General features: G+C 62.9%; 17 protein-coding genes and 1 riboswitch. Of the genes, 2 read left to right on the forward strand and 15 right to left on the reverse strand.

Annotated elements, in window-relative coordinates; genetic code table 11:
- Positions 1 to 2: 2 nt before the first annotated feature.
- The 3 genes from ACOAP0_RS06415 to ACOAP0_RS06425 form a co-directional block, all read right to left on the reverse strand.
- Positions 3 to 1,133, reverse strand: coding sequence for an acyl-CoA dehydrogenase family protein (locus ACOAP0_RS06415; protein ID WP_315465557.1), 1,131 nt, complete (start codon positions 1,131 to 1,133; stop codon positions 3 to 5).
- A 39-nt stretch (positions 1,134 to 1,172) separates the two neighbouring features.
- Entirely contained in the window at positions 1,173 to 1,856 is a 684-nt protein-coding gene (locus tag ACOAP0_RS06420) for an SDR family oxidoreductase (protein ID WP_498375102.1), read from the reverse strand.
- A gap of 157 nt (positions 1,857 to 2,013) precedes the next feature.
- On the reverse strand, positions 2,014 to 3,195 hold the full coding sequence (locus ACOAP0_RS06425; protein ID WP_498375101.1) for an acetyl-CoA C-acyltransferase: 1,182 nt from the start codon (positions 3,193 to 3,195) through the stop codon (positions 2,014 to 2,016).
- A gap of 173 nt (positions 3,196 to 3,368) precedes the next feature.
- On the opposite strand from ACOAP0_RS06425, the gene ACOAP0_RS06430 reads away from it, so the two are divergent.
- On the forward strand, positions 3,369 to 4,838 hold the full coding sequence (locus ACOAP0_RS06430) for a Do family serine endopeptidase (RefSeq protein ID WP_498375100.1): 1,470 nt from the start codon (positions 3,369 to 3,371) through the stop codon (positions 4,836 to 4,838).
- Here ACOAP0_RS06430 and thiE read toward each other — a convergent pair.
- From thiE to ACOAP0_RS06480, 10 genes are all read right to left on the reverse strand, one after another.
- Positions 4,825 to 6,459: a thiamine phosphate synthase gene (gene thiE / locus ACOAP0_RS06435; protein WP_498375099.1), complete on the reverse strand. Its 1,635-nt coding sequence runs from the start codon at positions 6,457 to 6,459 to the stop codon at positions 4,825 to 4,827. The genes ACOAP0_RS06430 and thiE overlap by 14 nt on opposite strands.
- 7 nt (positions 6,460 to 6,466) lie before the next feature.
- Positions 6,467 to 7,435, reverse strand: a complete 969-nt coding sequence (locus ACOAP0_RS06440) for a thiazole synthase (protein ID WP_498375098.1) — start codon at positions 7,433 to 7,435, stop codon at positions 6,467 to 6,469.
- 3 nt (positions 7,436 to 7,438) lie between these two features.
- Positions 7,439 to 7,666: a sulfur carrier protein ThiS gene (gene thiS / locus ACOAP0_RS06445; protein WP_498375097.1), complete on the reverse strand. Its 228-nt coding sequence runs from the start codon at positions 7,664 to 7,666 to the stop codon at positions 7,439 to 7,441.
- Positions 7,663 to 8,706 (reverse strand): FAD-dependent oxidoreductase, encoded by a 1,044-nt coding sequence (locus ACOAP0_RS06450; RefSeq protein WP_498375096.1) that lies wholly within the window; start codon positions 8,704 to 8,706, stop codon positions 7,663 to 7,665. Before ACOAP0_RS06450 ends, thiS begins: the two co-directional genes overlap by 4 nt.
- A 2-nt stretch (positions 8,707 to 8,708) precedes the next feature.
- Entirely contained in the window at positions 8,709 to 10,610 is a 1,902-nt protein-coding gene (gene thiC / locus ACOAP0_RS06455; protein WP_498375095.1) for a phosphomethylpyrimidine synthase ThiC, read from the reverse strand.
- An 88-nt stretch (positions 10,611 to 10,698) separates the two neighbouring features.
- Positions 10,699 to 10,799: riboswitch (TPP riboswitch) on the reverse strand.
- A 22-nt stretch (positions 10,800 to 10,821) separates the two neighbouring features.
- A complete protein-coding gene (gene aceK, locus ACOAP0_RS06460) occupies positions 10,822 to 12,648 on the reverse strand; it encodes a bifunctional isocitrate dehydrogenase kinase/phosphatase (RefSeq protein ID WP_498375094.1) in 1,827 nt (608 codons plus the stop codon).
- A gap of 70 nt (positions 12,649 to 12,718) precedes the next feature.
- On the reverse strand, positions 12,719 to 13,384 hold the full coding sequence (can, locus tag ACOAP0_RS06465; protein WP_087495178.1) for a carbonate dehydratase: 666 nt from the start codon (positions 13,382 to 13,384) through the stop codon (positions 12,719 to 12,721).
- A 9-nt stretch (positions 13,385 to 13,393) separates the two neighbouring features.
- Positions 13,394 to 15,397: an LTA synthase family protein gene (locus ACOAP0_RS06470; RefSeq protein ID WP_498375093.1), complete on the reverse strand. Its 2,004-nt coding sequence runs from the start codon at positions 15,395 to 15,397 to the stop codon at positions 13,394 to 13,396.
- Between the two features lie 5 nt (positions 15,398 to 15,402).
- Positions 15,403 to 16,584, reverse strand: a complete 1,182-nt coding sequence (locus ACOAP0_RS06475) for an isovaleryl-CoA dehydrogenase (protein WP_498391349.1) — start codon at positions 16,582 to 16,584, stop codon at positions 15,403 to 15,405.
- Between the two features lie 66 nt (positions 16,585 to 16,650).
- Positions 16,651 to 17,112: a MerR family transcriptional regulator gene (locus ACOAP0_RS06480; protein WP_498375092.1), complete on the reverse strand. Its 462-nt coding sequence runs from the start codon at positions 17,110 to 17,112 to the stop codon at positions 16,651 to 16,653.
- 174 nt (positions 17,113 to 17,286) lie between these two features.
- Here ACOAP0_RS06480 and ACOAP0_RS06485 point away from each other — a divergent pair, with 174 nt between their 5' ends.
- Positions 17,287 to 18,498: an MFS transporter gene (locus ACOAP0_RS06485; RefSeq protein WP_498375091.1), complete on the forward strand. Its 1,212-nt coding sequence runs from the start codon at positions 17,287 to 17,289 to the stop codon at positions 18,496 to 18,498.
- A gap of 5 nt (positions 18,499 to 18,503) precedes the next feature.
- On the opposite strand, the gene ACOAP0_RS06490 is transcribed toward ACOAP0_RS06485, so the two are convergent.
- Entirely contained in the window at positions 18,504 to 19,475 is a 972-nt protein-coding gene (locus tag ACOAP0_RS06490) for a M48 family metallopeptidase (RefSeq protein ID WP_481872496.1), read from the reverse strand.
- 13 nt (positions 19,476 to 19,488) lie between these two features.
- Positions 19,489 to 20,232: a lysophospholipid acyltransferase family protein gene (locus ACOAP0_RS06495; RefSeq protein WP_498376084.1), complete on the reverse strand. Its 744-nt coding sequence runs from the start codon at positions 20,230 to 20,232 to the stop codon at positions 19,489 to 19,491.
- Between the last annotated feature and the right edge of the window lie 4 nt (positions 20,233 to 20,236).

Genomic DNA, 20,236 nt, shown 5'->3' on the forward strand with positions numbered 1-20,236 from the left:
GCTCAAGCCAGTGCGCGCTGGATGATGATCTTCTGCACGTCGCTGGTGCCTTCATAAATCTGGCACACACGCACGTCGCGGTAGATGCGCTCCACCGGGAAGTCGCTCACATAGCCGTAACCGCCCAGGGTTTGGATGGCGGCGCTGCACACTTTCTCCGCCATTTCGCTGGCAAAGAGTTTGGCCATGGCGGCCTCTTTCAGGCAGGGGCGGCCCGCGTCACGGAGGGCAGCGGCATGCCAGATGAGTTGCCGCGCCGCTTCCAGCTGGGTGGCGCAGTCCGCCAAACGGAAGCCGACGGCCTGGTGATTGAAGATGGGCTGGCCGAAACTCTGGCGGTCTTTGGCATAAGCAATCGCCACATCAAGTGCGCTGCGGGCCATGCCCACGCTTTGCGCGGCAATGCCGATGCGCCCGCCCTCCAGCCCACCGAGGGCGATGCCATAGCCCTCGCCCTCCTTGCCGATCAGGTTCTCGGCCGGAATGCGGCAGTTGTCGAAGTTGATCTGGGCGGTGTCGCTGCTGTGCTGGCCGAGCTTGTCTTCCAGCCGCGCGACTACGTAGCCCGGCGCGTTAGTGGGAACCAGGAAGGCGCTCATCCCCTTCTTGCCGGCCGCCTTGTCGGTCACTGCGATGACGATGGCCACATCGCCGTTTTTGCCACTGGTGATGAACTGTTTGACGCCGTTGATGACGTATTCATCGCCCTGCCTGAGCGCCGTGGTGCGCAGGCTGGAGGCATCGCTGCCCACATGCGGCTCGGTCAGGCAAAAGGCGCCCAGCATCTGGCCCTGGGCCAGGGGCTCCAGCCACTGCTTTTTCTGCTGCGCATTGCCGAACTTCATCAGGATGGCGTTGACCGGGCAGTTGGTGACGCTGATCACCGTGCTGGTGCCGCCATCACCCGCGGCAATTTCTTCCAGCACCAACGCCAGGGTCACGTAGTCCAGCCCCGCACCGCCCAATTCTTCAGGCACGCAAATGCCGTAGGCGCCCAGCGCAGCCAAGCCTTGGTGCGCCGCTTTGGGGAAGGTGTGTTCCTTGTCCCACTTCGCAGCGTTCGGCCAGAGCTCGGCTTGGGCAAAGTCGCGCACGGCGTCACGGATCATTTCCTGGTCTTGGGTCAGCAGCATGGCTTGGTCTCTCTCGGATCGTTTTTGAATAGGGGGGCTCTACCAGCTGGAAAACGGCGCACCATCCCAGCGCAGGTAGGGCACATCGCTGCAGCCAAGTCCTGTGGCGCTTGTCTTGCGCGCGGCCACGGTGGCACGTATGGCTGCCACGCTCTCTTCGGGCGATAAGGGCGCGGCGGACGTGCCCATATCCGTACGCACCCAACCGGGATGGATGAGCAGTAACTGGGCATTCGGGTAATCCGGCTGCGCGGCCACTACCGCCATATTCAGTGCCGCCTTGCTCACGTGGTACACCCAGCCCCGGCTGCTCTCGACACCGCCGATCTGCGCGAAGTCACTGGTCAGAAACACGAACTGCCCCTGCGCCTCTTCCACCCACGGCGCCACCTGTGGCAAAGCCTGCATGGCGCCCAACACATTGGTGTGCATCATGGAGTCAAAGGCCTGCACCGTCGGCGGAGACTTGGCATCGTCTTCCGAGAACACACCTGCCACGTAATAGGCCACGTCAAGCTTTTCGCCATCGAGCTGCCAGCTCAGACCGCTGATGCTGGCGGGGTTGGCCACGTCCAGCTTCATGGCTTGGGCACCCATGTCACGCAAACGGGTCAGGCCCGCCTCGTCCCGCGCGGTAGCGATCACTCGGTCGCCTGCGTCCAGGTACTGTTGCACCAGCTCTAAGCCGATACCGCGGGATGCGCCGATTACAAAAATAGTCATGCTCACTCCAAGTTTGTGGCTCTCGCTATGCAGGAATGCAGAGTGCCGGGGGCCTCATACTGCCAAACGCGCAGAAATCGGCCCCCGACACTCTGCATCCCCGCATGGTCATTTGACACTCTAGCGCCCATCCAATAAGCGCGAACAGCTCCTGAATTTATAGCAATTCGAGCGCCAGGGCCGTCGCCTCACCACCACCGATGCACAAGGTCGCCACGCCCTTCTTGAGGCCACGGGCTTTCAAGGCGTGAATCAGCGTGACCATGATGCGCGCACCGGATGCGCCAATGGGGTGGCCCAGCGCGCAGGCGCCGCCGTTCACGTTCACCTTGTCGTGCGGAATGTTCAGCTCAGCCATCAGCGCCATGGGCACTACGGCAAAGGCTTCGTTGATTTCCCACAGGTCCACGTCTTCCACTTTCCAACCGGCCTTGGCCAGCACCTTCTGGGTGGCACCCACCGGCGCGGTGGCAAACCAGTTGGGCTCTTGGGCGTGGGTGGCATGGGCGACGATTTTGGCTAGTGGCTTGCAGCCGAGATCTTTGGCCGTGCCTTCGCGCATTAGCACCATGGCGGCTGCGCCGTCATTGATGGAGCTGCTGCTGGCGGCAGTGATGGTGCCGTCTTTTTTGAACGCGGCCTTGAGCGCGGGAATTTTGTCCAGCTTGATCTTGCCGGGGCCTTCATCGATGCTCACCAGCACATCGCCGGCACGGGTCTTAACCGTCACCGGGGTGATTTCAGCCTCAAACGCTCCTGATTTGATAGCTGCTTGCGCACGCTGCACGCTGGCTGTGGCGAAACTGTCTTGTTGCTCACGGGTGAAGCTGTACTTGGCAGCACAGTCTTCCCCGAAGGTACCCATGGAGCGGCCGGCCTCGTAAGCGTCTTCCAGGCCGTCGAGCATCATGTGGTCCATCACGCGGTCATGGCCGATGCGGATACCACTGCGACCCTTGAGCAGCAGGTGGGGTGCATTGGTCATGCTCTCCATGCCACCGGCCACCAGCACATCGTGGCTGCCGGCCAGCAGCATGTCGTGCGCGAACATGGCCGCGCGCATGCCCGAACCGCACATCTTGCTCAGGGTGACCGCACCGGCGCTCTTGGGCAAGCCGCCCTTGAAGGCGGCCTGGCGCGCTGGCGCCTGGCCTTGGCCGGCCATCAGGCAGTTGCCGAAGATGACTTCGGTCACCAGCTCCGGGCTGATGCCGGCGCGCTCCACGGCGGCGTGGATGGCGGCACCGCCCAAGTCGTGGGCGGCAAGAGAAGCGAAGTCGCCCTGAAAGCCACCCATGGGGGTGCGGGCGGCGCTGACGATCACAACGGTTTCTGGCATGGTCTTCCTCGGAGTCAGGTGGGTGGCGGGACGTCTGATATGAATTGACGTTTACGTAAACGTCAATTCTGCCAGAAGATGCCAAGCCCTATCTTTACCCGTGCTTCACCCAAGATTGCAAGCACTTCACCCCCGCATGGCACCATGCAGACATGCTGACCCGAACTACCCCTGTGCGACTCCCCCTCCGCGCGACTGCGCTTGCCGGCCTTGCCGCCGCGTTCATGCTTGCTGCGCCACTCTCTGCCTTCGCGCAAGAAGCACCATCACCCTCCACAACGAGCGCACAGGCTATCCGCCAGATCGTGACGCCGGACTTCACGCAGATCGTGAAACGCTACGGCCCCGCAGTGGTCAACATCAGTGTTACCGGTACCCGCCTGGTGTCCGCCGGAGGTAAAGACGCGCCCAAAGGTAGCGGCCCGGAAGCGGACGACAGCGACGCCATGCAATCCTTTCTGCGCAAATTCCAGGAGCAATTTGGCGCCACGGGTGCCAGCATGACAGTGCCGGTGCGCGGCCTGGGCTCCGGCTTTATAGTGAGTGGCGACGGTCTGGTGCTGACCAATGCCCACGTGGTTGCGCACGCCAGTGAAGTCACCGTGAAACTGACCGACCGCCGTGAGTTCCCCGCCCGCATTCTGGGCGTGGACACCAAGACCGACATGGCGGTCCTGAAGATAGAAGCCCAGCACCTGCCGACAGTCACCATTGGCTCACCCACGGAGCTGAATGTGGGGGAATGGGTGCTGGCCATCGGTTCGCCCTTCGGGCTGGACAACACTGTCACCACCGGCGTGGTCAGCGCCAAGGCCCGAACCCTGCCCGACGACTACACCGTGCCCTTCATCCAGACCGATGCCGCCATCAACCCCGGCAACTCGGGCGGGCCCCTGTTCAATGCCCGTGGGGAAGTGGTGGGCATCAACTCCCAAATCTTTACCCGCAGCGGCGGCTACCAGGGCCTGAGCTTTGCCATCCCCATCGACCTGGCCCAATCCGTAGCACGCCAGATTGTGGCTACCGGCCATGCCGCGCACGGCGTTTTGGGTGTGTCGGCACAAGAGGTGACACAAGCCTTGGCCACCGCATTGCACCTGTCCAAGCCGGCGGGCGCACTGCTGTCCGAAGTGCATGCCGGCAGTGCAGCCGCCAAAGCGGGCCTGCAGTTCGGCGACGTGATTGTGGGCATCGACGGCCATGCCATTGAAACCTCCAGCGATCTGCCCTTGTGGATCGCAATGGCCGTGCCGGGGCAGAAGATTCGGGTGGACTACTTGCGCAACGGCAAGGCACAAAACACTATTGCCACCTTGGAAGCACCCGCTGCGGCATTAACCGCCAAGGCTGGCAACCTGCCGGACTCGCCGATCCTCGCGCCACTGGGCATTGCGGTCCGCAATCTGTTGCCGCTGGAGCAGCGCGCTGCGGACACCAAAACAGGCCTGCTGGTGGATGCCGTGGCAGAAGGCCCCTCCACCAAAGCCGGCATCGAACCCGGCGACATCCTGCTGGCCATCAACCAGACACCACTCACTTCGGTAGAACAAGCCCGCCAGCTGCTGGCCAAAGCGGGCAAGTCTGTCGCTGTGCTGGTGCAGCACGGCGGCGACAAGAGCTACTTGGCGCTTAGCTTGCCGTAGCCGCACCGGCTGTGAAGCCGGCCATCAAGGCTACGCAGGCAGCCTCGGGGTCTGCGGACCTGGTAATCGCCGAAATCACCGCTGCGCTGGCCGCACCGGTTGCGGCAACTTCCATCACATTGCTGGCATCTATGCCCGCGATGCCCACCACCGGTACCGGCAACACTCCCGCCCAAAAGCGCAGGTTGTCCAGGCTTTGGGGAATCCACGGCATGTCTTTGCTTTGCGTGGCAAAGATGGGGCCACAGGCGATGTAGCTGGGGCGCAGCGCCCAGGCTCGGGCGACTTCCCAATAACTGTGGGTGCTGAGCCCCAGACGCACGCCGGCCTGGCGCAGCGCGTCTAAATCCACGGTGTCCAGATCTTCCTGCCCCAGATGCACGCCATAGGCGCCAAGTTGCAGGGCGAGTTGCCAGTGGTCGTTGATGAATAGCTGTGCACCGGGCGTGGCCTGGGCCGCCGCAATGCTCTCTGCGATCTGGGCAGACAGCGTGGGTTCAATCGGGTCTTTGATGCGCAATTGCACCGTGCGGATACCTGCCGCCAACACACGGCGCACCCAGGCGACGCTGTCCACCACCGCATAGACGCCCAAAGCCGGGTGGGTGAGATCGGGAAAAGCAGTCTGCGTCGCTGGCGTTTTTTGTAGCCAAGGCAGATTGCCCACGTGCTGCGCAAAGTCAGGCAATGCCTGCACCGGGCCGGCGCCCTGCCCTGCGGCATAGGCATGGCGCAGCGCATGGGTCGTAGCCATTTTGGCCAGGACCACGGCATCCGCCACACAGTAGCCGCTGGCCAGCGCCGCCGCAGCCGTGGAGGCGAAAGTGCAGCCCGTGCCGTGGTGATGCGCAGTGTCTACACGCGGGAGACTCAGCCAGCCTGTAGCCTGCGCGCTTTGCAACCAATCACTGGCCAGCCCTTGCGCACGCGCGTCATCACCGCCAGTGATGGCTACCGCAAAGCAGTCATACGCGCTCTGCCCATCGGCTGGTGCGCGTTCCCGGGTACCAAGGCGCCAACGGGCTTGCAGCGCTGGCGCCAATTCGGGAGCCGGGGCGGCATGCAGGGGGTGATCTGCGCGTTCGGCCTGCAAAAGGCGCAATGCCTCCCTGCGGTTGGGCGTGATCAATGTGGCGCGGGGCAGCAGCTGGCGGCAGTAGGCGTCCAGCAGGGCTTCGTCGACGAATGGGGTGCCTGTGGTGGAACCCAGCACGGGGTCTACCACCAGCGCTACCGGGTGACCCTGTGCACGCAATGCATCCACCCACCGGCACACCACGCGCAGGTTGTCCACACTCCCGAGCAAGCCGGTCTTGATGGCCTGCGGCGGCATGTCCTGCGCCAGAGCGGCCAGTTGTGCGTCCAGCAGCTCGGCGCTGACGGGCTCCACACGCGTCACCTCCACAGAGCTCTGCGCGGTGATGGCAGCCAAGGCCGTGCAGCCATGCACCCCGAATGCCTGCAAGGCTTTCAGGTCCGCCTGCACGCCGGCACCGGCGCCCGAGTCGGAGCCGGCGATGCTCCAGACCACGGGGCGTCGGCCCGCAGGCGCACGGGCGAATTCAGTGTCTAAAGTGCTTTTGGCGCCCATGGGAATTGCGCGGATAGCTTCTTTTTTCATAGCAAACTCACAGCAAGATGGGGTAGCCCGAGACCGGGGTAGACGCGACCGCCATGTCCTGGCGGGGCATGACGCCGGCTTCATAGGCCAAGCGGCCGGATGCTATGCCGAGCTTGAACGCGCGGGCCATGCGCACCGGATCTACCGCATGGGCCACAGCGCTGTTGAGCAGCACCGCGTCCAGCCCCAGTTCCATGGCGTGCACCGCATCGGCCGGCGAGCCGATGCCGGCATCGACGATGAGGGGCACACCAGGCAGGCGGGCCCGCAGGGTGCGCAGCGCGCCGGGGTTGACCAGCCCCTGCCCCGAGCCTATGGGCGCGCCCCAGGGCATGAGGATGTTGCAGCCGGCATCCAGCAGGCGCTGGCAGCTCACCAGGTCGTCCATGCAATAGGGAAAGACTTCAAAACCGTCTCTCACCAGCTGCGTGGCGGCGGCCAGCAGCTCGAAGGGGTCAGGCTGCAAAGTGTGGGCATCGCCCACGACTTCGAGCTTGATCCAGGTCGTATCAAACAGTTCGCGGGCCATGTGGGCCAGGGTGACGGCTTCGCGGGCGGTGTGGCAGCCGGCGGTGTTAGGGAGCAGGTGGGCGCCCGTGGCTTGGATGAGGGAGAAGAAGTCACCCGCCTCGGCTCCGTGGGCGAGTTGGCGGCGTAGGCCCATGGTGACGACTTGGGCGCCGGAGGCTTGGATGGCGTCTTGGAGGATTTGGGGCGAGGGGTAGGCTGCGGTGCCCAAGAAGAAGCGGCTGGTCAATGCTTTTCCGCCTATGTGCCATTCGCTAGCTTCTTCGAGGCGACTTGGCGGCAGTGTGCTCTGCTCCGTGTCCCCCGCCCGCTGCGCGGGCTCCTCCTTGACCTGCGCAGAACACGCTGCCGCCAAGTCACTTTGTGTGGCGGTTGAGCGTTCGAGTCCATCGATCTTTTGTGATGCAGTAAGTTGATCCACCGCTTCGCCATTCATGTGTGTAGTCATGGGTCAACCGCCTTCGATGGGTTGAAAGGTGAGGATGGTGTCGCCCTCTGCCAGCGGCTGCTGGGCGCGCTGGCTGCGGGGTACGAAGTTGCCGTTGACGGCGGTGGCGAGTGCGGCGGGTAGCACACAGCGTGCGTCTACCCAGGCTTGTAGGGTTCGTGCGCTTGTGGTTTCCGGGGTGCCGTTCACCGTGATGGTGATGGTCGTTGGCTCGGTGTCTGTGGTGGTCATAGCTTGAGCTCTTGCAATGCCTGCTCCACCAGTGACGGGGCGATGAGCCAGCCGTGGCGGAAGAGTCCGTTGATTTCGGTTGTGCTTGTGCTGTGGCGGATGGTCGGCAGGTTGTCGGGTAGCGCCGGGCGCAGGTTGGTTTCGGTGTGCACCACGCGCGCTTCAGCGAGTGCCGGCATCACGCTGTGTGCTGCACTCAACAGTTCCAGCGTGCTGCGCAGGGACACGGGCGAGCGGTCTTCGCTTTCGATCTCGCTGGCGCCCACCACGATCACATCGCCAGGGCGGGGCACCATGTAGATCGAGTGGCGCGGGTGCATCAGGCGCACCGGGCGGTGCAAAGGCACGCCGGGCGCGTGCAGCCAGAATACCTCGCCGCGTACACCACGCACCGGCAATGCGGGCTTGGCGCCTACGCCGCGCACGTCGAACACATGGTCGAAGCGATGTTGTGTTTCACCGGCATGGATGACACCTGCGTCCAAGGTCGTGACAGTGCTATCCCAGTGCCACTGCACACCTTGCGCTGTAGCTTGTGCGGCCAGCGCCTGCAGCGCCTGAATGGGGTGAATCTGTCCCTCACTGGGCAGCAGCCAAGCCAACGCCGGACCTTGGATGCTTGGCTCCAGCGCGCGCAGTGCATCCATGGTCAAAGACTGCGGTTGGTACGGCGCATCGGCCTTGGCTTGCAGCAACCCGACCACACGCTGGGCCGCGCCCGCATCGCTGCGGTGGGCCAGCAGCAGGCTGCCGTGCATGTGCAAGGCCACCGGCTCAGAGAGCGCCTGCACGATCTGCGGCCAGAGATGGCAAGAGCGCACGCCCAGCGCAAACACCTCAGCGCCCGCGCGCTCCAGCTCGGCCACAGGGCTCAGCATGCCAGCAGCGGTCCCGCCTGCAGCCTGCGAGCCGGACTCCGCACGCGGGCCGGGGCCGGAGGCCGGGTCAAATACCTGCACGTCGTGGCCCGCGCGGCTGAGCGTGAACGCCAGCAGCCGCCCGAGCACACCCGCGCCGGCAATGCCTATGCGCAGAGCCATCGTCAGGCCTTGGCGTCGTCGGTCGCGGCCTTCACAGGGTTGATGGGGATGTAGATTTCCCCGCCCACCTTTTTGAACTCGCCCGACATCACGTCCATCCCAGACTGCAGCGCCTGCTCCTCGCTCACGCCCAAGTTCTTGGCGTAGTCACGCACCTCTTGGGTGATCTTCATGGAGCAGAACTTGGGGCCGCACATGGAGCAGAAATGCGCAACCTTGGCGCCTTCGGCCGGCAGGGTCTCGTCGTGAAACTGCTTGGCCGTGTCGGGGTCCAGCGAGAGGTTGAACTGGTCCATCCAGCGGAACTCAAAGCGCGCCTTGGACAACGCATCGTCCCGCGCCCGCACACCCGGGTGACCCTTGGCCACGTCGGCCACGTGGGCGGCAATCTTGTAGGTGATGATGCCGGTCTTCACGTCTTCGCGGTCGGGCAAACCCAAGTGCTCCTTGGGCGTGACGTAGCAGAGCATGGCGGTGCCGAACCAGCCGATCATGGCCGCGCCAATGCCGCTGGTGATGTGGTCGTAGCCCGGCGCGATGTCGGTGGTCAGCGGCCCGAGGGTGTAGAACGGCGCTTCACCGCAGTGCTTGAGCTGCTCGGTCATGTTGGCCTGCACCATGTGCATGGGCACGTGGCCGGGGCCTTCGATCATGACCTGCACATCCTGCTGCCAAGCCTTGTGTGTGAGCTCGCCCAGGGTGTGCAGCTCGGCAAACTGGGCCTCGTCATTCGCATCAGCACCAGAGCCGGGGCGCAGACCATCACCCAGCGAGTAGCTCACGTCGTACGCGCGCATGATCTCCGTCATCTCATCGAAATGCGTGTACAGAAAGTTCTCTTTGTGGTGCGCAATGCACCACTTGGCCATGATGGAGCCACCGCGGGAGACGATGCCGGTCACGCGATTCGCGGTCAGGTGGATGAAGGGCAGGCGCACGCCGGCATGCACTGTGAAGTAGTCCACGCCCTGCTCAGCTTGTTCTATCAGCGTGTCGCGGAAGATTGCCCAAGTCAGGTCTTCGGCAATGCCGCCCACTTTTTCCAGCGCCTGGTAAATCGGCACCGTGCCGATGGGCACCGGGCTGTTGCGCACGATCCAGTCGCGCGTGGTGTGGATGTTTTTGCCGGTGGACAAATCCATCACCGTGTCGGCCCCCCAGCGGATGGACCAGACCAGTTTTTCGACTTCCTCCTCGATGCTGGACGTCACTGCCGAGTTGCCGATGTTGGCGTTGATCTTCACCAGGAAGTTGCGGCCAATCGCCATGGGCTCCAGCTCGTTGTGGTTGATGTTGGCAGGGATGATGGCGCGGCCGCGGGCCACTTCATCGCGCACGAACTCGGGCGTCACCACCTTGGGGATGCTGGCGCCAAAGCTGTTGCCGGCCAGACGCTTCTCGCGGTCTGCGTTGCTCAGGTATTGCGCATGCCACTCCAGGTTCTGGTTCTCACGCAGGGCGACGTATTCCATCTCAGGGGTGACGATGCCTTTGCGCGCGTAGTGCATCTGGGTCACGTTGGCGCCACTCTTGGCCCGGCGGGGTTGGCGCTGCAGGCCGGCGGCTTGGGCGCGCAAGGCGGCCAGGGCATCGGTCTCGCCGTTCTTCAGTCCGTCGTCCAGCGCAAAGGGTTTACGGCCTTCGTACAACTCGGTGTCGCCACGGCCGGCAATCCACTGCTCACGCACTAGCGGCAAGCCCGAGCGCACGTCGATGTGGGCACGCGGGTCGGTGTAGGGGCCGGAGGTGTCGTACACCGTGATGGCCTCGCCATTGCTCTGCATGATTTCGCGCAGCGGCACCTGAATGTCTGGGCGGCTGCCTTGCAGATAACGTTTGGTGGAAGCGGGAAGCGGTTCGCGCGTGAGGCGGATGAACTGGGCAAGCTTGTCGGGTGCGTTCACTGGGAAATCTCCGGGTTAACGCCCGAAGAAAGAGAAACACATGCCCCCGAAAACTTGGAATGAGCCACAGCCCGCACGGCACACGGCCGGGGGCACTGCTCTGCACTTCTTACGCTGGTATGAACCAGATCAAGTTCACGGGTTTGGTATCCATCTCAGCGCAACCACTGCGCACCCCGGGCAGGTCGGAGTGTACGACAAAGTAAAAAACTCACAGCCGTGTGAAGCGTTTTTCCTTCTCATATGGGTACACGTCGTGCACGTACCCCGCCGCAATACGCTCCTTCTGCGTCTGCCAGAAGGCGGGGTCCAGCAGGTTGGCGTGGTATTGCATGAACACGTCTCGCACCATAGGATTGCCCAGCAGAAAAGGGGCAAAGGTTTCGGGAAACACATCGCGCGGGCCGACGGCGTACCATATCTCGCCGGACATTTCTTCTTCCTCGTTCCGTGGCTCGGGCACTTTGCGGAAGTTGCAATCGGTGAGGTATTCGATCTCGTCGTAGTCGTAAAACACGACCTTGTTGTTACGGGTGATGCCGAAGTTCTTCCAGAGCATGTCGCCGGGGAAGATGTTGGCGGCGACCATGTCTTTGATGGCATAGCCATAGTCGATCACCGAGCGCTCAATCTGGTGCCGTGCCCGCAGGGCCGCGGGGCTCTGGTTGTTGCGGTCCGCGCCGCCCGCATCAAAGGCTTCTTGCAGGTACATATTGAGCGGGATCATGCGGCGCTCGATGTAGACGTGCTTGAGGATGACCTCGGTGCGGCCGTCACCATCGCGGTCGCTGATCTCCAGTTGGCTGGGCGCAAACTGCTGCAGCTCGGCAATCAGCTCTTCACTGAAACGATCACGAGGGAAAGCCACATCGCCATAATCCAGCGTATCGGCCATGCGGCCTACGCGGTCGTGCTGCTTGACCAGTTGGTACTTGCCCATGACCTGCTCGCGGGTCGTTTCCTTCTGGTGCGGAAAGTAGTCTTTGATGACCTTGAACACATAAGGGTAGCTGGGCAGGTCAAACACCAGCATCACCATGCCCTTGATACCGGCTGCAATGCGGAACTTGTCGCTACTGTGCTGCAGGTGGTGCAGAAAGTCGCGGTAAAACAGGGTCTTGCCCTGCTTGGCCAGCCCCAGTGCGTTGTAGATTTCGTTGCGCGGTTTGCGCGGCATCATGCTGCGCAGAAACTGCACATAGGCGCTGGGGATCTCCATGTCCACCATGAAGTAGGCCCGCGCAAAACTGAAGAGGCGCAGAAGATCATCCTCCCCGAACAGGGCCGCATCTATGCGCAGCTGGCCGTCTTTGCTGTGCAGCACCGGCAGGGCAAAGCCGGCTTCGGTATAGCCGTTGATCAGCTTGCCGATGATGTAGCAACCTTTGTTCCGGAAGAACAGGCTGGAGAGCACCTGCACCTGAAAGTTGGCGAGCAATTTGGCTTCACCCAACTGCCGGGTCATGACCGCCAGCACGTTGCGGGCATCCCGCTCCAGGTCTTCAAACGGCACCCGCAAGTCAAAGTCCTGCACCATGCGCACCAGCTGCGCCTGCACGTCGTCCAAGGTAGGGTAGTAGCAGCGGTAGGTGGGTTGGTAGCGGGCGCCCGGCGCGTCCAGGTTTTCGATGTACTCGGTGCTGACCGCAGGACGCACGAAAATGAAATCGTTCTGGAAGTAGCTGCGGTGAAGGATTTTGGTGGTCACCGAATTGAAAAAGGTCTCGGCCAGTTCCGGCTGATGGTGATTCACCAACAGACCGATGTAATGGAGCTTGATCTGCTGCCACACCTCGGCGCCCTGCTCGCCGGCCTTGAACTCGCGCTCCAGCCGGCGCGAACACTCTTGCACCCGCAAGCCGTAAAACTCGATGCGCTCCCGCTGGGCGCGTTGCTGGCCATGCCAGTCGCGGGTTTCAAACCGGTGCTTGGCCCGCGCACTCTCGGTGCGAAAGAGCTGGTAGTGGCGGTTGAAGCCGTCGAGCAGAGCCCGCGCGATGTCGTAGGCAACCGAAGAGTCAAGCCGGGTAGGAAACATGCGCGAGATTCACTATATTTTTGATAGCTGCTCGCGCATATTCCATGGGCGCCACAGGCCGTTCTGATGCTTAACGCGGATGACGGGGCATGAGCCGCACACCGGAAATGGCTTCCCGGTACAGCGCATCGAGGTTGTCCTCGCGGCCCACCGTCATGTGCAGGTCCTGCACCAGGCCGTCGTGCACGCCGTACACCCAGCCATGCAGCGTCACTTCTTGCCCAGCGGCCCAGGCGTCTTGCAGCACGGTGCTTTGCGCGACGTTGATCACCTGTTCGATCACATTGAGCTCGCACAAGGCGGCGGCTTTGCCGTGGTCGGGGATCGCGTCCAGGATATCGCGGTGGCGGTCCCGCACGTCCTGGATATGGCGCAGCCAGTTGTCGGCCAGGCCGATGCGGGCACCTTCGAGCGCTGCTTGCACGCCCGAGCAGCCGTAGTGGCCCACGACCATCACATGCTTGACCTTGAGCCGCTCCACCGCGAACTGAATGGTGGACAGTGCATTCAGATCCGAATGCACCACCACGTTGGCCACGTTACGGTGCACAAAAATTTCTCCCGGCGCCAAACCGATGATTTCGTTGGCGGGCACCCGGCTGTCGGAGCAGCCGATCCACATGTACTTGGGCTTTTGCTGATTGGCCAGCCCGGTGAAAAAGCCGGGACGGGTGCGCTCCATCTCCGCGGCCCATGCGCGGTTGCTGGAAAAGAGATCGTTGAGTTTGTCGGTCATAGACCCCGATTATTTATGAAGCGAGACGCGCACGTTCCAATCGAGGAGTGCGTACCGGGCACGTTCCTGCTGATCGTCCAAGGCATTGAACTCGCATTGCTGGGAAGGCTTGGACGAAGTGCACACAAAAGACTTGGGGTTGCCCAGCTGCCACATGCCCTGCGCATTGCGCGCTTCGCCTGTGAAAAACACAGCCCGTGGCGCGTTCAGGGCATCCGGTTGCGCGGGCAGGTCTTTGAGCAAATTGCGCCCTGCGTTGATGTAGTTCCCCTGAATGCCCGCCAGCGGGAACAGGGTGTTGAACATGTCACGGTGGCTGGCCGGTTGTTCCAGCTGGTTGCCGCATTGGAGCTTGCTACCCCAAATCACAAACGGTACCTGGCGCACCAGGTAGCGCCGGCTGGCATCGGCATACACCCCGAAGGAGCGGACATTGTGGTCCCCGGTACCGGCAATGATGGTGTTGTCTTTGAGCGGACCCTTTTGCACGTCTTGCACAAAGCCGCCCAGCAAGTCAGTGGCGTAGTGGTACGTGTCGAGGTTGGGAATCAGTGTCTCGGAGCTGGTCTCGCCCTTCCACTGCGCCATGTCGCGCGGCACGCGCTTGTAGTCGGCGGGCAGGTCGTAAGGCGGGTGGTTGGTGCTGGTGAGCACAAACACAAAAATGGGCTTGTCCTTGGGCTGCGCAGCCATGCGTTTGCTCAGGTACTTGAAGACGTAGTCGTCCCACACGCCCCAGATGCCCAACACGGCTTCCGGGTAGGCTTCCTTGAGGTTGTTGGCGTCGACCACTTCGTCAAAGCCCTGCACCTTGAGAACGCGGTTCAGGTCGCGCCAGCCGGAGCGGGCCGAGGTGACAAACAGGGTCTGGTAACCCTCTTCCTTGGCCACTTGCGCCACGGTCCAGGGAATGGTGCGGCGACCCGCATCGCCGAGGGTGAGCGGCGTGATGGGCGTGGAATACAGAATCGCTTCCAGCGACGGGTGGGTCCCCGCGTGGGCGGAATCAAAATTCTTGAAGTAACAGGCGTTCTGCAAGGTGGGCGCCATGCGGCCCAGCACGTCGAACGTGGGGCTCTGGTAGAGCATGGGCTCGGCGCTCCAGGACTCCATCAGGAAGAACATCAGGTTCTTTTTGGTAGCACCTGCGGGCAAGGGGTCGTGCGCAAACAGCGCGGCCTTGACTTCCGCATCGTTCGCATGCGGCAGGCCCAAGGCCTCCGCCGCCGCCAGCGGGGAGCGGAAGCCCATGGCCTTGACGCCCACATTCGGGTCTGACAAATCCTGCGACTGGCCGCGGCTGTCCCACGCGTATTTGAGTGCAATGATGCCGTTGGGCACCATGTCGTTCAAAAACTGGGAGGTGGTCACCGTCAAGTGCTGGCGCTGCAGCGCCATTTCCCGGATGGTGCCTTTGCCTGCAAACGCCAAGGCGAAAAACGCCACGATCACGACCACCAGCTTGACCACCGCGTGGCGGGTGTGCAGCACTGTATCCGGCTGAATGCGGTGCGCAAGCACACTATGCAATGCCACTGATCCCCAGGTGAGCACGGCTGCCAGCAGCAGCGTCCAGATGACCGGAAAGTCGTGCCAGATGGTCTTGAGCACGGCGGCGGTATCGTCCTCCGCCAGCCCGAAGATCAGGGAATCGATAGGAGTTTTGTAGAAGCCGAAGTAATGCAGGTTGATCAGCGACAGCATCACATACAGCAGCGCCAACCCTGCCACGATGCGCTTGTGCGCCTTGCCTGACACCCAAGGCAGCACCAAGAGCAGCAAAAAACCAGCGATGGCGCTGACCTTCAGGTCAAACCGGAAGCCCTGCAAGGCGACGGTCGCGACATCACCGCTGCTCGCGTGGTAGCCCTGAGGCCAGAAATACGCCAGTTGCCCCCACCGGATCAAACTCAGCGCCACCACCAGGGGCACGATGAGCACCCACGCGCGCATCAAGCCGCGCAGGGTGCCGTGGAGAATGGATGTCAGGGTGCGTGCAATGGCGGATTTCATAAGCCTCACATTGTCTCAGCGAACAGCTCCCGTCCGATGAGCATGCGGCGGATCTCACTGGTACCCGCCCCGATTTCATACAACTTGGCATCGCGCCACAAGCGCCCCAGCGGGTACTCGTTGATGTAGCCGTTGCCACCGAAAATTTGCACGCCCTCGCCCGCCATCCAGGTGGCCTTCTCGGCCGTCCACAAAATGACGGAAGCGCAATCCTTGCGGACCTGGCGCACATGCTCCGCGCCCAGCAAGTCCAGGTTCTTGGCCACGGTGTAGGCGAAGGCCCGGCCAGCCTGAAGCACGGTGTACATGTCGGCCACCTTGCCCTGAATGAGCTGGAATTCGCCGATGCTCTGGCCGAACTGCTTGCGGTCGTGGATGTAAGGGATCACGTTGTCCATCACGGACTGCATGATGCCCAGCGGCCCGCCGGAAAGCACCGCGCGCTCATAGTCCAAGCCGCTCATCAGCACCTTGGCGCCGCCATTGACCTGCCCCAGCACGTTGGCCAACGGCACTTCCACGTTGTTGAACACCAGCTCGCCCGTGTGGCTGCCACGCATGCCCAGTTTGTCCAGCTTTTGCGCGATGCTGAAGCCGGGCATAGACTTTTCGATCAGGAAAGCGGTCACTCCACGCGCGCCCAGCTCGGGCTCGCTCTTGGCATAGACCACCAAGGTATCCGCATCCGGGCCGTTGGTGATCCACATCTTGTTGCCGTTGAGCAGGTAGTAGCCGCCTTTGTCTTCGGCCTTGAGCTTCATGCTCAGCACATCGCTGCCGGCGCCGGGCTCACTCATGGCCAAGGCACCCACGTGCTCGCCGGTGATGAGTTTGGGCAGGTACTTGGCACGCTGTTCGGGTGTGCCGTTGCGCTTGATCTGGTTCACGCACAGGTTGCTGTGCGCACCATAGCTCAGGCCCACCGAGGCGCTGGCACGGCTGATTTCTTCCATGGCCACCATGTGGGCCAGGTAGCCCATGTTGGCGCCACCATATTCTTCGCCCACAGTGATGCCGAGCACGCCCAGGTCGCCCATCTTGCGCCACAGGTCCATGGGAAATTGGTCAGTGCGGTCGATCTCAGCGGCACGGGGGGCGATTTCGGCTTGGGCAAACTCGCGCACGGCATCGCGCAGGGCGTCTATGTCTTCGCCGAGTTGGTAGTTCAGTCCGGGCAGGTTGCTCATGGTGGTCTCCTCGTTGTAGTGTGTCTGTGTGAAAGCGCAGTGACGCGCAGCGCCTCTATGCGGCCTTTATGCCGCCTTCTTGCCGCCCGCTTTGGCTGCGGGCTTGGTAGCCAGGGCCTTGGCGGCTGGTTTGCTGATCTTGAGTTCACTCTTGGCGAGCAGAGCCTTGGCCTCACGCTGGTGCACCTTGATCTCGTCCAGGTTGGCTTGCAGGTCGGCCATTTGCTCTTCCACCTGTTTGCGGTGAGCGGCCAACACGTCCAGAAACTTCTGGAGCTGGGCGCCGGTGTCGCGGGGGCTGTCGTACATCTCAATGATGTCTTTGGCCTCCGTCAGGCTCAGGCCCAGGCGCTTGGCCCGCAAGGTGAGCTTGAGGCGGGTACGATCACGCCCGCTGTACACCCGGTTGCGACCGCCGGGGCCGGTCCGCTCCGGCTGCAAAAGCCCCAAGTCTTCGTAGAAGCGGATGGCACGGGTGGTCAGGTCAAACTCTCTGGCCAGATCGCTGATGCTGTAGGTGGTGCTCATGGTTCGTTCGTGGCGGGTGGTGGCAAGGGCAAAGGCTTCGCGTCGCCGCGCAAAGTTGACGTTTACGTAAACGTCAATTATGAATCAAAAGAAAAGCGGGTTACTAAACCAGAACGCGGCTCTCCTGCCCCGCCCGCGGCCTACGGGCGGCTTCCGGCGCGCTAGAGTGCAACCATGGCGCGCACCCACCACCTCAGTTTCTACGGCTCCCTGTTGCTTTCCCGATTGGCGGACCAGGTTTTGCTGTTTCTGGTGCCGCTGGTGGTGTACCAGCAGACGGGCAGCGCGTCGTGGACCGGCATGGCCTTTTTTGTGGAAACGCTCACCCGCTTTGTCGCCTTTCCCATTTGCGGGGTACTGAGCGACCGGCATCCCCCCATGCGCCTGCTGCGCCAAAGCCAGGCCCTGCGCGCGCTGAGCTGCATGGCCGGCTTGGCGGCGGGCTTTGCGCTGGAGGGCCAGCCCGCACTGGTCGCGCTGGTGCTGGTGTCCGCCGCCTGCGGTGTGTTCACCACCCAGGGGGTGATGGCGCGTGAGGTGCTATTGCCCCACATCTTTCCCGGCGAACGATTTGAGCGGGTACTGGCCCATGCGCAGATCGCCGACCAGCTCGGCATGGTGGCCGGGCCCGTGGTCGCAGCCGCCGCTCTGGCGGTGTGGCCTTGGCAAGGGGTGCTGGGTTGCAGCGCTTTGCTCTTCATCGTGGCCGATGCCGGGCTCGCGTGGTGGCAGCGTCATCACACGGGTGATTTACCGCAAGGCCGAAATGCGTCAGGCGATAGCTGGTGGATACCCCTGCGCGTAGCGCTGCAGCACATTGCCCGCTTGCCCGGCCTCAAGCCGCTGATCGCACTGGCGGCAGGCGTCAACCTCGTGGTGGGCGTGACCCAAGCTACCGCAGCGGCCATGGTTACCGGACTACTGGGCCAAAGCGATGCACGCTATGCGCAGCTGCAGACTGCGGGCGCGGTAGTCACGGTGTTGGTGCTGGCCTGGGTGGCGCGTGTGAATTGGCGCGGGCATGCTTTGGGGGTGTGGTCTTACACCCTGCTGCTCGTGGGTGGGCTGATGACGGCGTGGGCCGTGCACCCCCTGGTCTATGCAATGGGCTTTTTGCTGGTAATCGGGTTTGACAAGATGTTCAGCGTCTACATCCGCGCCGGCCGCCAGCGCATCATTCCTCCGCAGGACTTCGGCAAAACCAGTGGTGTGGTCGTGCTGCTCAACAACCTCACCCAACCCCTCGCCGGCCTGGCGGTGGGTGTGGGCGCCCACGGTGCAGATGCGCGGGGCGTCATCACGGTGCTCGTCGTGGGAATGGCACTGATGGGCGGAGCGGCAGTCTGGTGGGGTCGCAATCACGCAGACCACCCCCAAGCCGGCTAGCCCGCTCACCACTTCGGGATCGCCGGGTCCTTGAGGCTGTGACGTAGCTCAGCGTAATCAGGCACCACGGTACGTACCGTGTCCCAGAAGCGGGGGCTGTGGTCCATCACCCGCAAATGGCTGAGTTCATGGGCGACCACATAGTCCACGACCTCCTGCCGGAAGTGAATAAGCCGCCAGTTCAGTCGGATCGAGCCATCGCTTTTGGCACTGCCCCATCGTGTGCCGGCGTTGCTCAGACTCAGTTTCTTCCATTGCACCTGCAACAGGGGGGCGAAATGGTCCAGCCGTTGCACAAACAAGGCCTTGGCCTGACGCATGAGCCAGGCTTGCACGGCATCCCGGATTTGCGTCGGACTGGCTGTTTGGGGCAAGGCCACACGCAGCTGGCGCACACCGTCTGCATCGGGCACCTCATCCAGCGCGGCCCCTTTGGCACTGAAGCCGTGGGCTGCGTCCAGGGCAATGCGTACGGTGTCGCCCAGAAAAGGAAACTCGGCCCCCTGCGCCCATTCCACCTGCGCATGCTCCTGGCGCGTGACGCGCTCCCGGGTTTCATGCAGCTTGCGCAAAATCCAGCCTGCTTTTTCTTGCAAGGCCGCATCCACCTCGTACAGAGGGGTCCAGCGGGGTGCACGCACGGCCAGACCGTCAGGACCGACCACAAAGCCGATGGTGCGCCTCTTGCCGCGGGCAAAGGCGTAGCGCACCACGGCACCGTCCAAGCGCACTTCACGGGTGGCTTGCGGGTGGCTGTAGCTCACCGGGGCAATGGCCTGCGGAAGCGGCTGACCGGGCTCGAAGGGGCCGGCCGGTAAAGTTGGAAGGGCCGTCACCGGCGTCACCGGTGTCATCCCTATGCTTGGTGGCGAGCGCCTTTTTGCTACTTTTTTAGGAGCTGCTCGCGCAACATCTACGGGCGCGGGGGCCTCAAAAGGCTCAAAAAGATCCAGCGTAAAGCGCAGCAGCGGATGCATGGCGCGCGCCGTCTCAGCCCTTGGCGGGGTAGGCCTCGGGGTCCAGGCGGCGCATTTCCGCTTCGATCCAGGTTTGCACCTCGGCCATCAGCTCTTTGGGGTCGCGGCCTTCGCTGGGGATGGGCTTGCCGATAGACACTTCCACCACGCCGGGCGTCTTGATGAAGGCCTTGCGCGGCCAGCATTTGGCGCTGGTCACGGCCACCGGAATCACCGGCGCGCCGGTCGCCACGGCGAGGCGGGTGCCGCCCAATTTGTAGGTGCCGGTCTGGCCCCGGGGAATGCGGGTGCCCTCAGGGAACATGATGACCCAGATGCCTTGGGCCAACAGGCGTTTGCCCTGCTCCACCACTTTGCTGAACGATTCCGCACGCTGGCTACGGTCAATGTGGATCATGTCCAGGCGCCCCATGGCCCAGCCGAAAAACGGCACATAGAGCAGTTCTTTTTTGAACACATACGCCAGCGGGTGGGGCATGAGCGTAGGCATCAAAAAGGTCTCGAAGGTGGACTGGTGCTTGACCAGCAGAATCGCCGGTGCGGTATCACCGGTCGGCAGGTTCTCCCAGCCGATCACGTGGGTACGAATGCCCAGCAGCACGCGCGCACCACCGATGGCCCAACTGAGCCAGCGCACCGCCATCCACCACAGCGGTTTGCCGCGCACACGGATGGAGGCGACCAGCATGATGATTCCCCAGGGAATCACTGTCACCAGCATCCACAGCATGTGCAGGCAGGAGCGCAGCACAGCCATGAAC

The sequence above is a fragment of the Curvibacter sp. Hmag1.1 genome (genome assembly GCF_059769165.1).

Coding starts and splice junctions, on each gene's coding strand:
- aceK (WP_498375094.1), bottom strand. CDS start 12,648: ATGTTTCCTACCCGGCTTGACTCTTCGGTTGCCTACGACATCGCGCGG.
- ACOAP0_RS06490 (WP_481872496.1), bottom strand. CDS start 19,475: ATGCATCCGCTGCTGCGCTTTACGCTGGATCTTTTTGAGCCTTTTGAG.
- ACOAP0_RS06480 (WP_498375092.1), bottom strand. CDS start 17,112: ATGAGCACCACCTACAGCATCAGCGATCTGGCCAGAGAGTTTGACCTG.
- thiE (WP_498375099.1), bottom strand. CDS start 6,459: ATGAAAAAAGAAGCTATCCGCGCAATTCCCATGGGCGCCAAAAGCACT.
- ACOAP0_RS06415 (WP_315465557.1), bottom strand. CDS start 1,133: ATGCTGCTGACCCAAGACCAGGAAATGATCCGTGACGCCGTGCGCGAC.
- ACOAP0_RS06420 (WP_498375102.1), bottom strand. CDS start 1,856: ATGACTATTTTTGTAATCGGCGCATCCCGCGGTATCGGCTTAGAGCTG.
- ACOAP0_RS06440 (WP_498375098.1), bottom strand. CDS start 7,435: ATGACTACACACATGAATGGCGAAGCGGTGGATCAACTTACTGCATCA.
- ACOAP0_RS06475 (WP_498391349.1), bottom strand. CDS start 16,584: ATGAGCAACCTGCCCGGACTGAACTACCAACTCGGCGAAGACATAGAC.
- ACOAP0_RS06450 (WP_498375096.1), bottom strand. CDS start 8,706: ATGGCTCTGCGCATAGGCATTGCCGGCGCGGGTGTGCTCGGGCGGCTG.
- ACOAP0_RS06470 (WP_498375093.1), bottom strand. CDS start 15,397: ATGAAATCCGCCATTGCACGCACCCTGACATCCATTCTCCACGGCACC.
- ACOAP0_RS06425 (WP_498375101.1), bottom strand. CDS start 3,195: ATGCCAGAAACCGTTGTGATCGTCAGCGCCGCCCGCACCCCCATGGGT.
- ACOAP0_RS06485 (WP_498375091.1), top strand. CDS start 17,287: ATGGCGCGCACCCACCACCTCAGTTTCTACGGCTCCCTGTTGCTTTCC.
- can (WP_087495178.1), bottom strand. CDS start 13,384: ATGACCGACAAACTCAACGATCTCTTTTCCAGCAACCGCGCATGGGCC.
- thiS (WP_498375097.1), bottom strand. CDS start 7,666: ATGACCACCACAGACACCGAGCCAACGACCATCACCATCACGGTGAAC.
- ACOAP0_RS06495 (WP_498376084.1), bottom strand. CDS start 20,232: ATGGCTGTGCTGCGCTCCTGCCTGCACATGCTGTGGATGCTGGTGACA.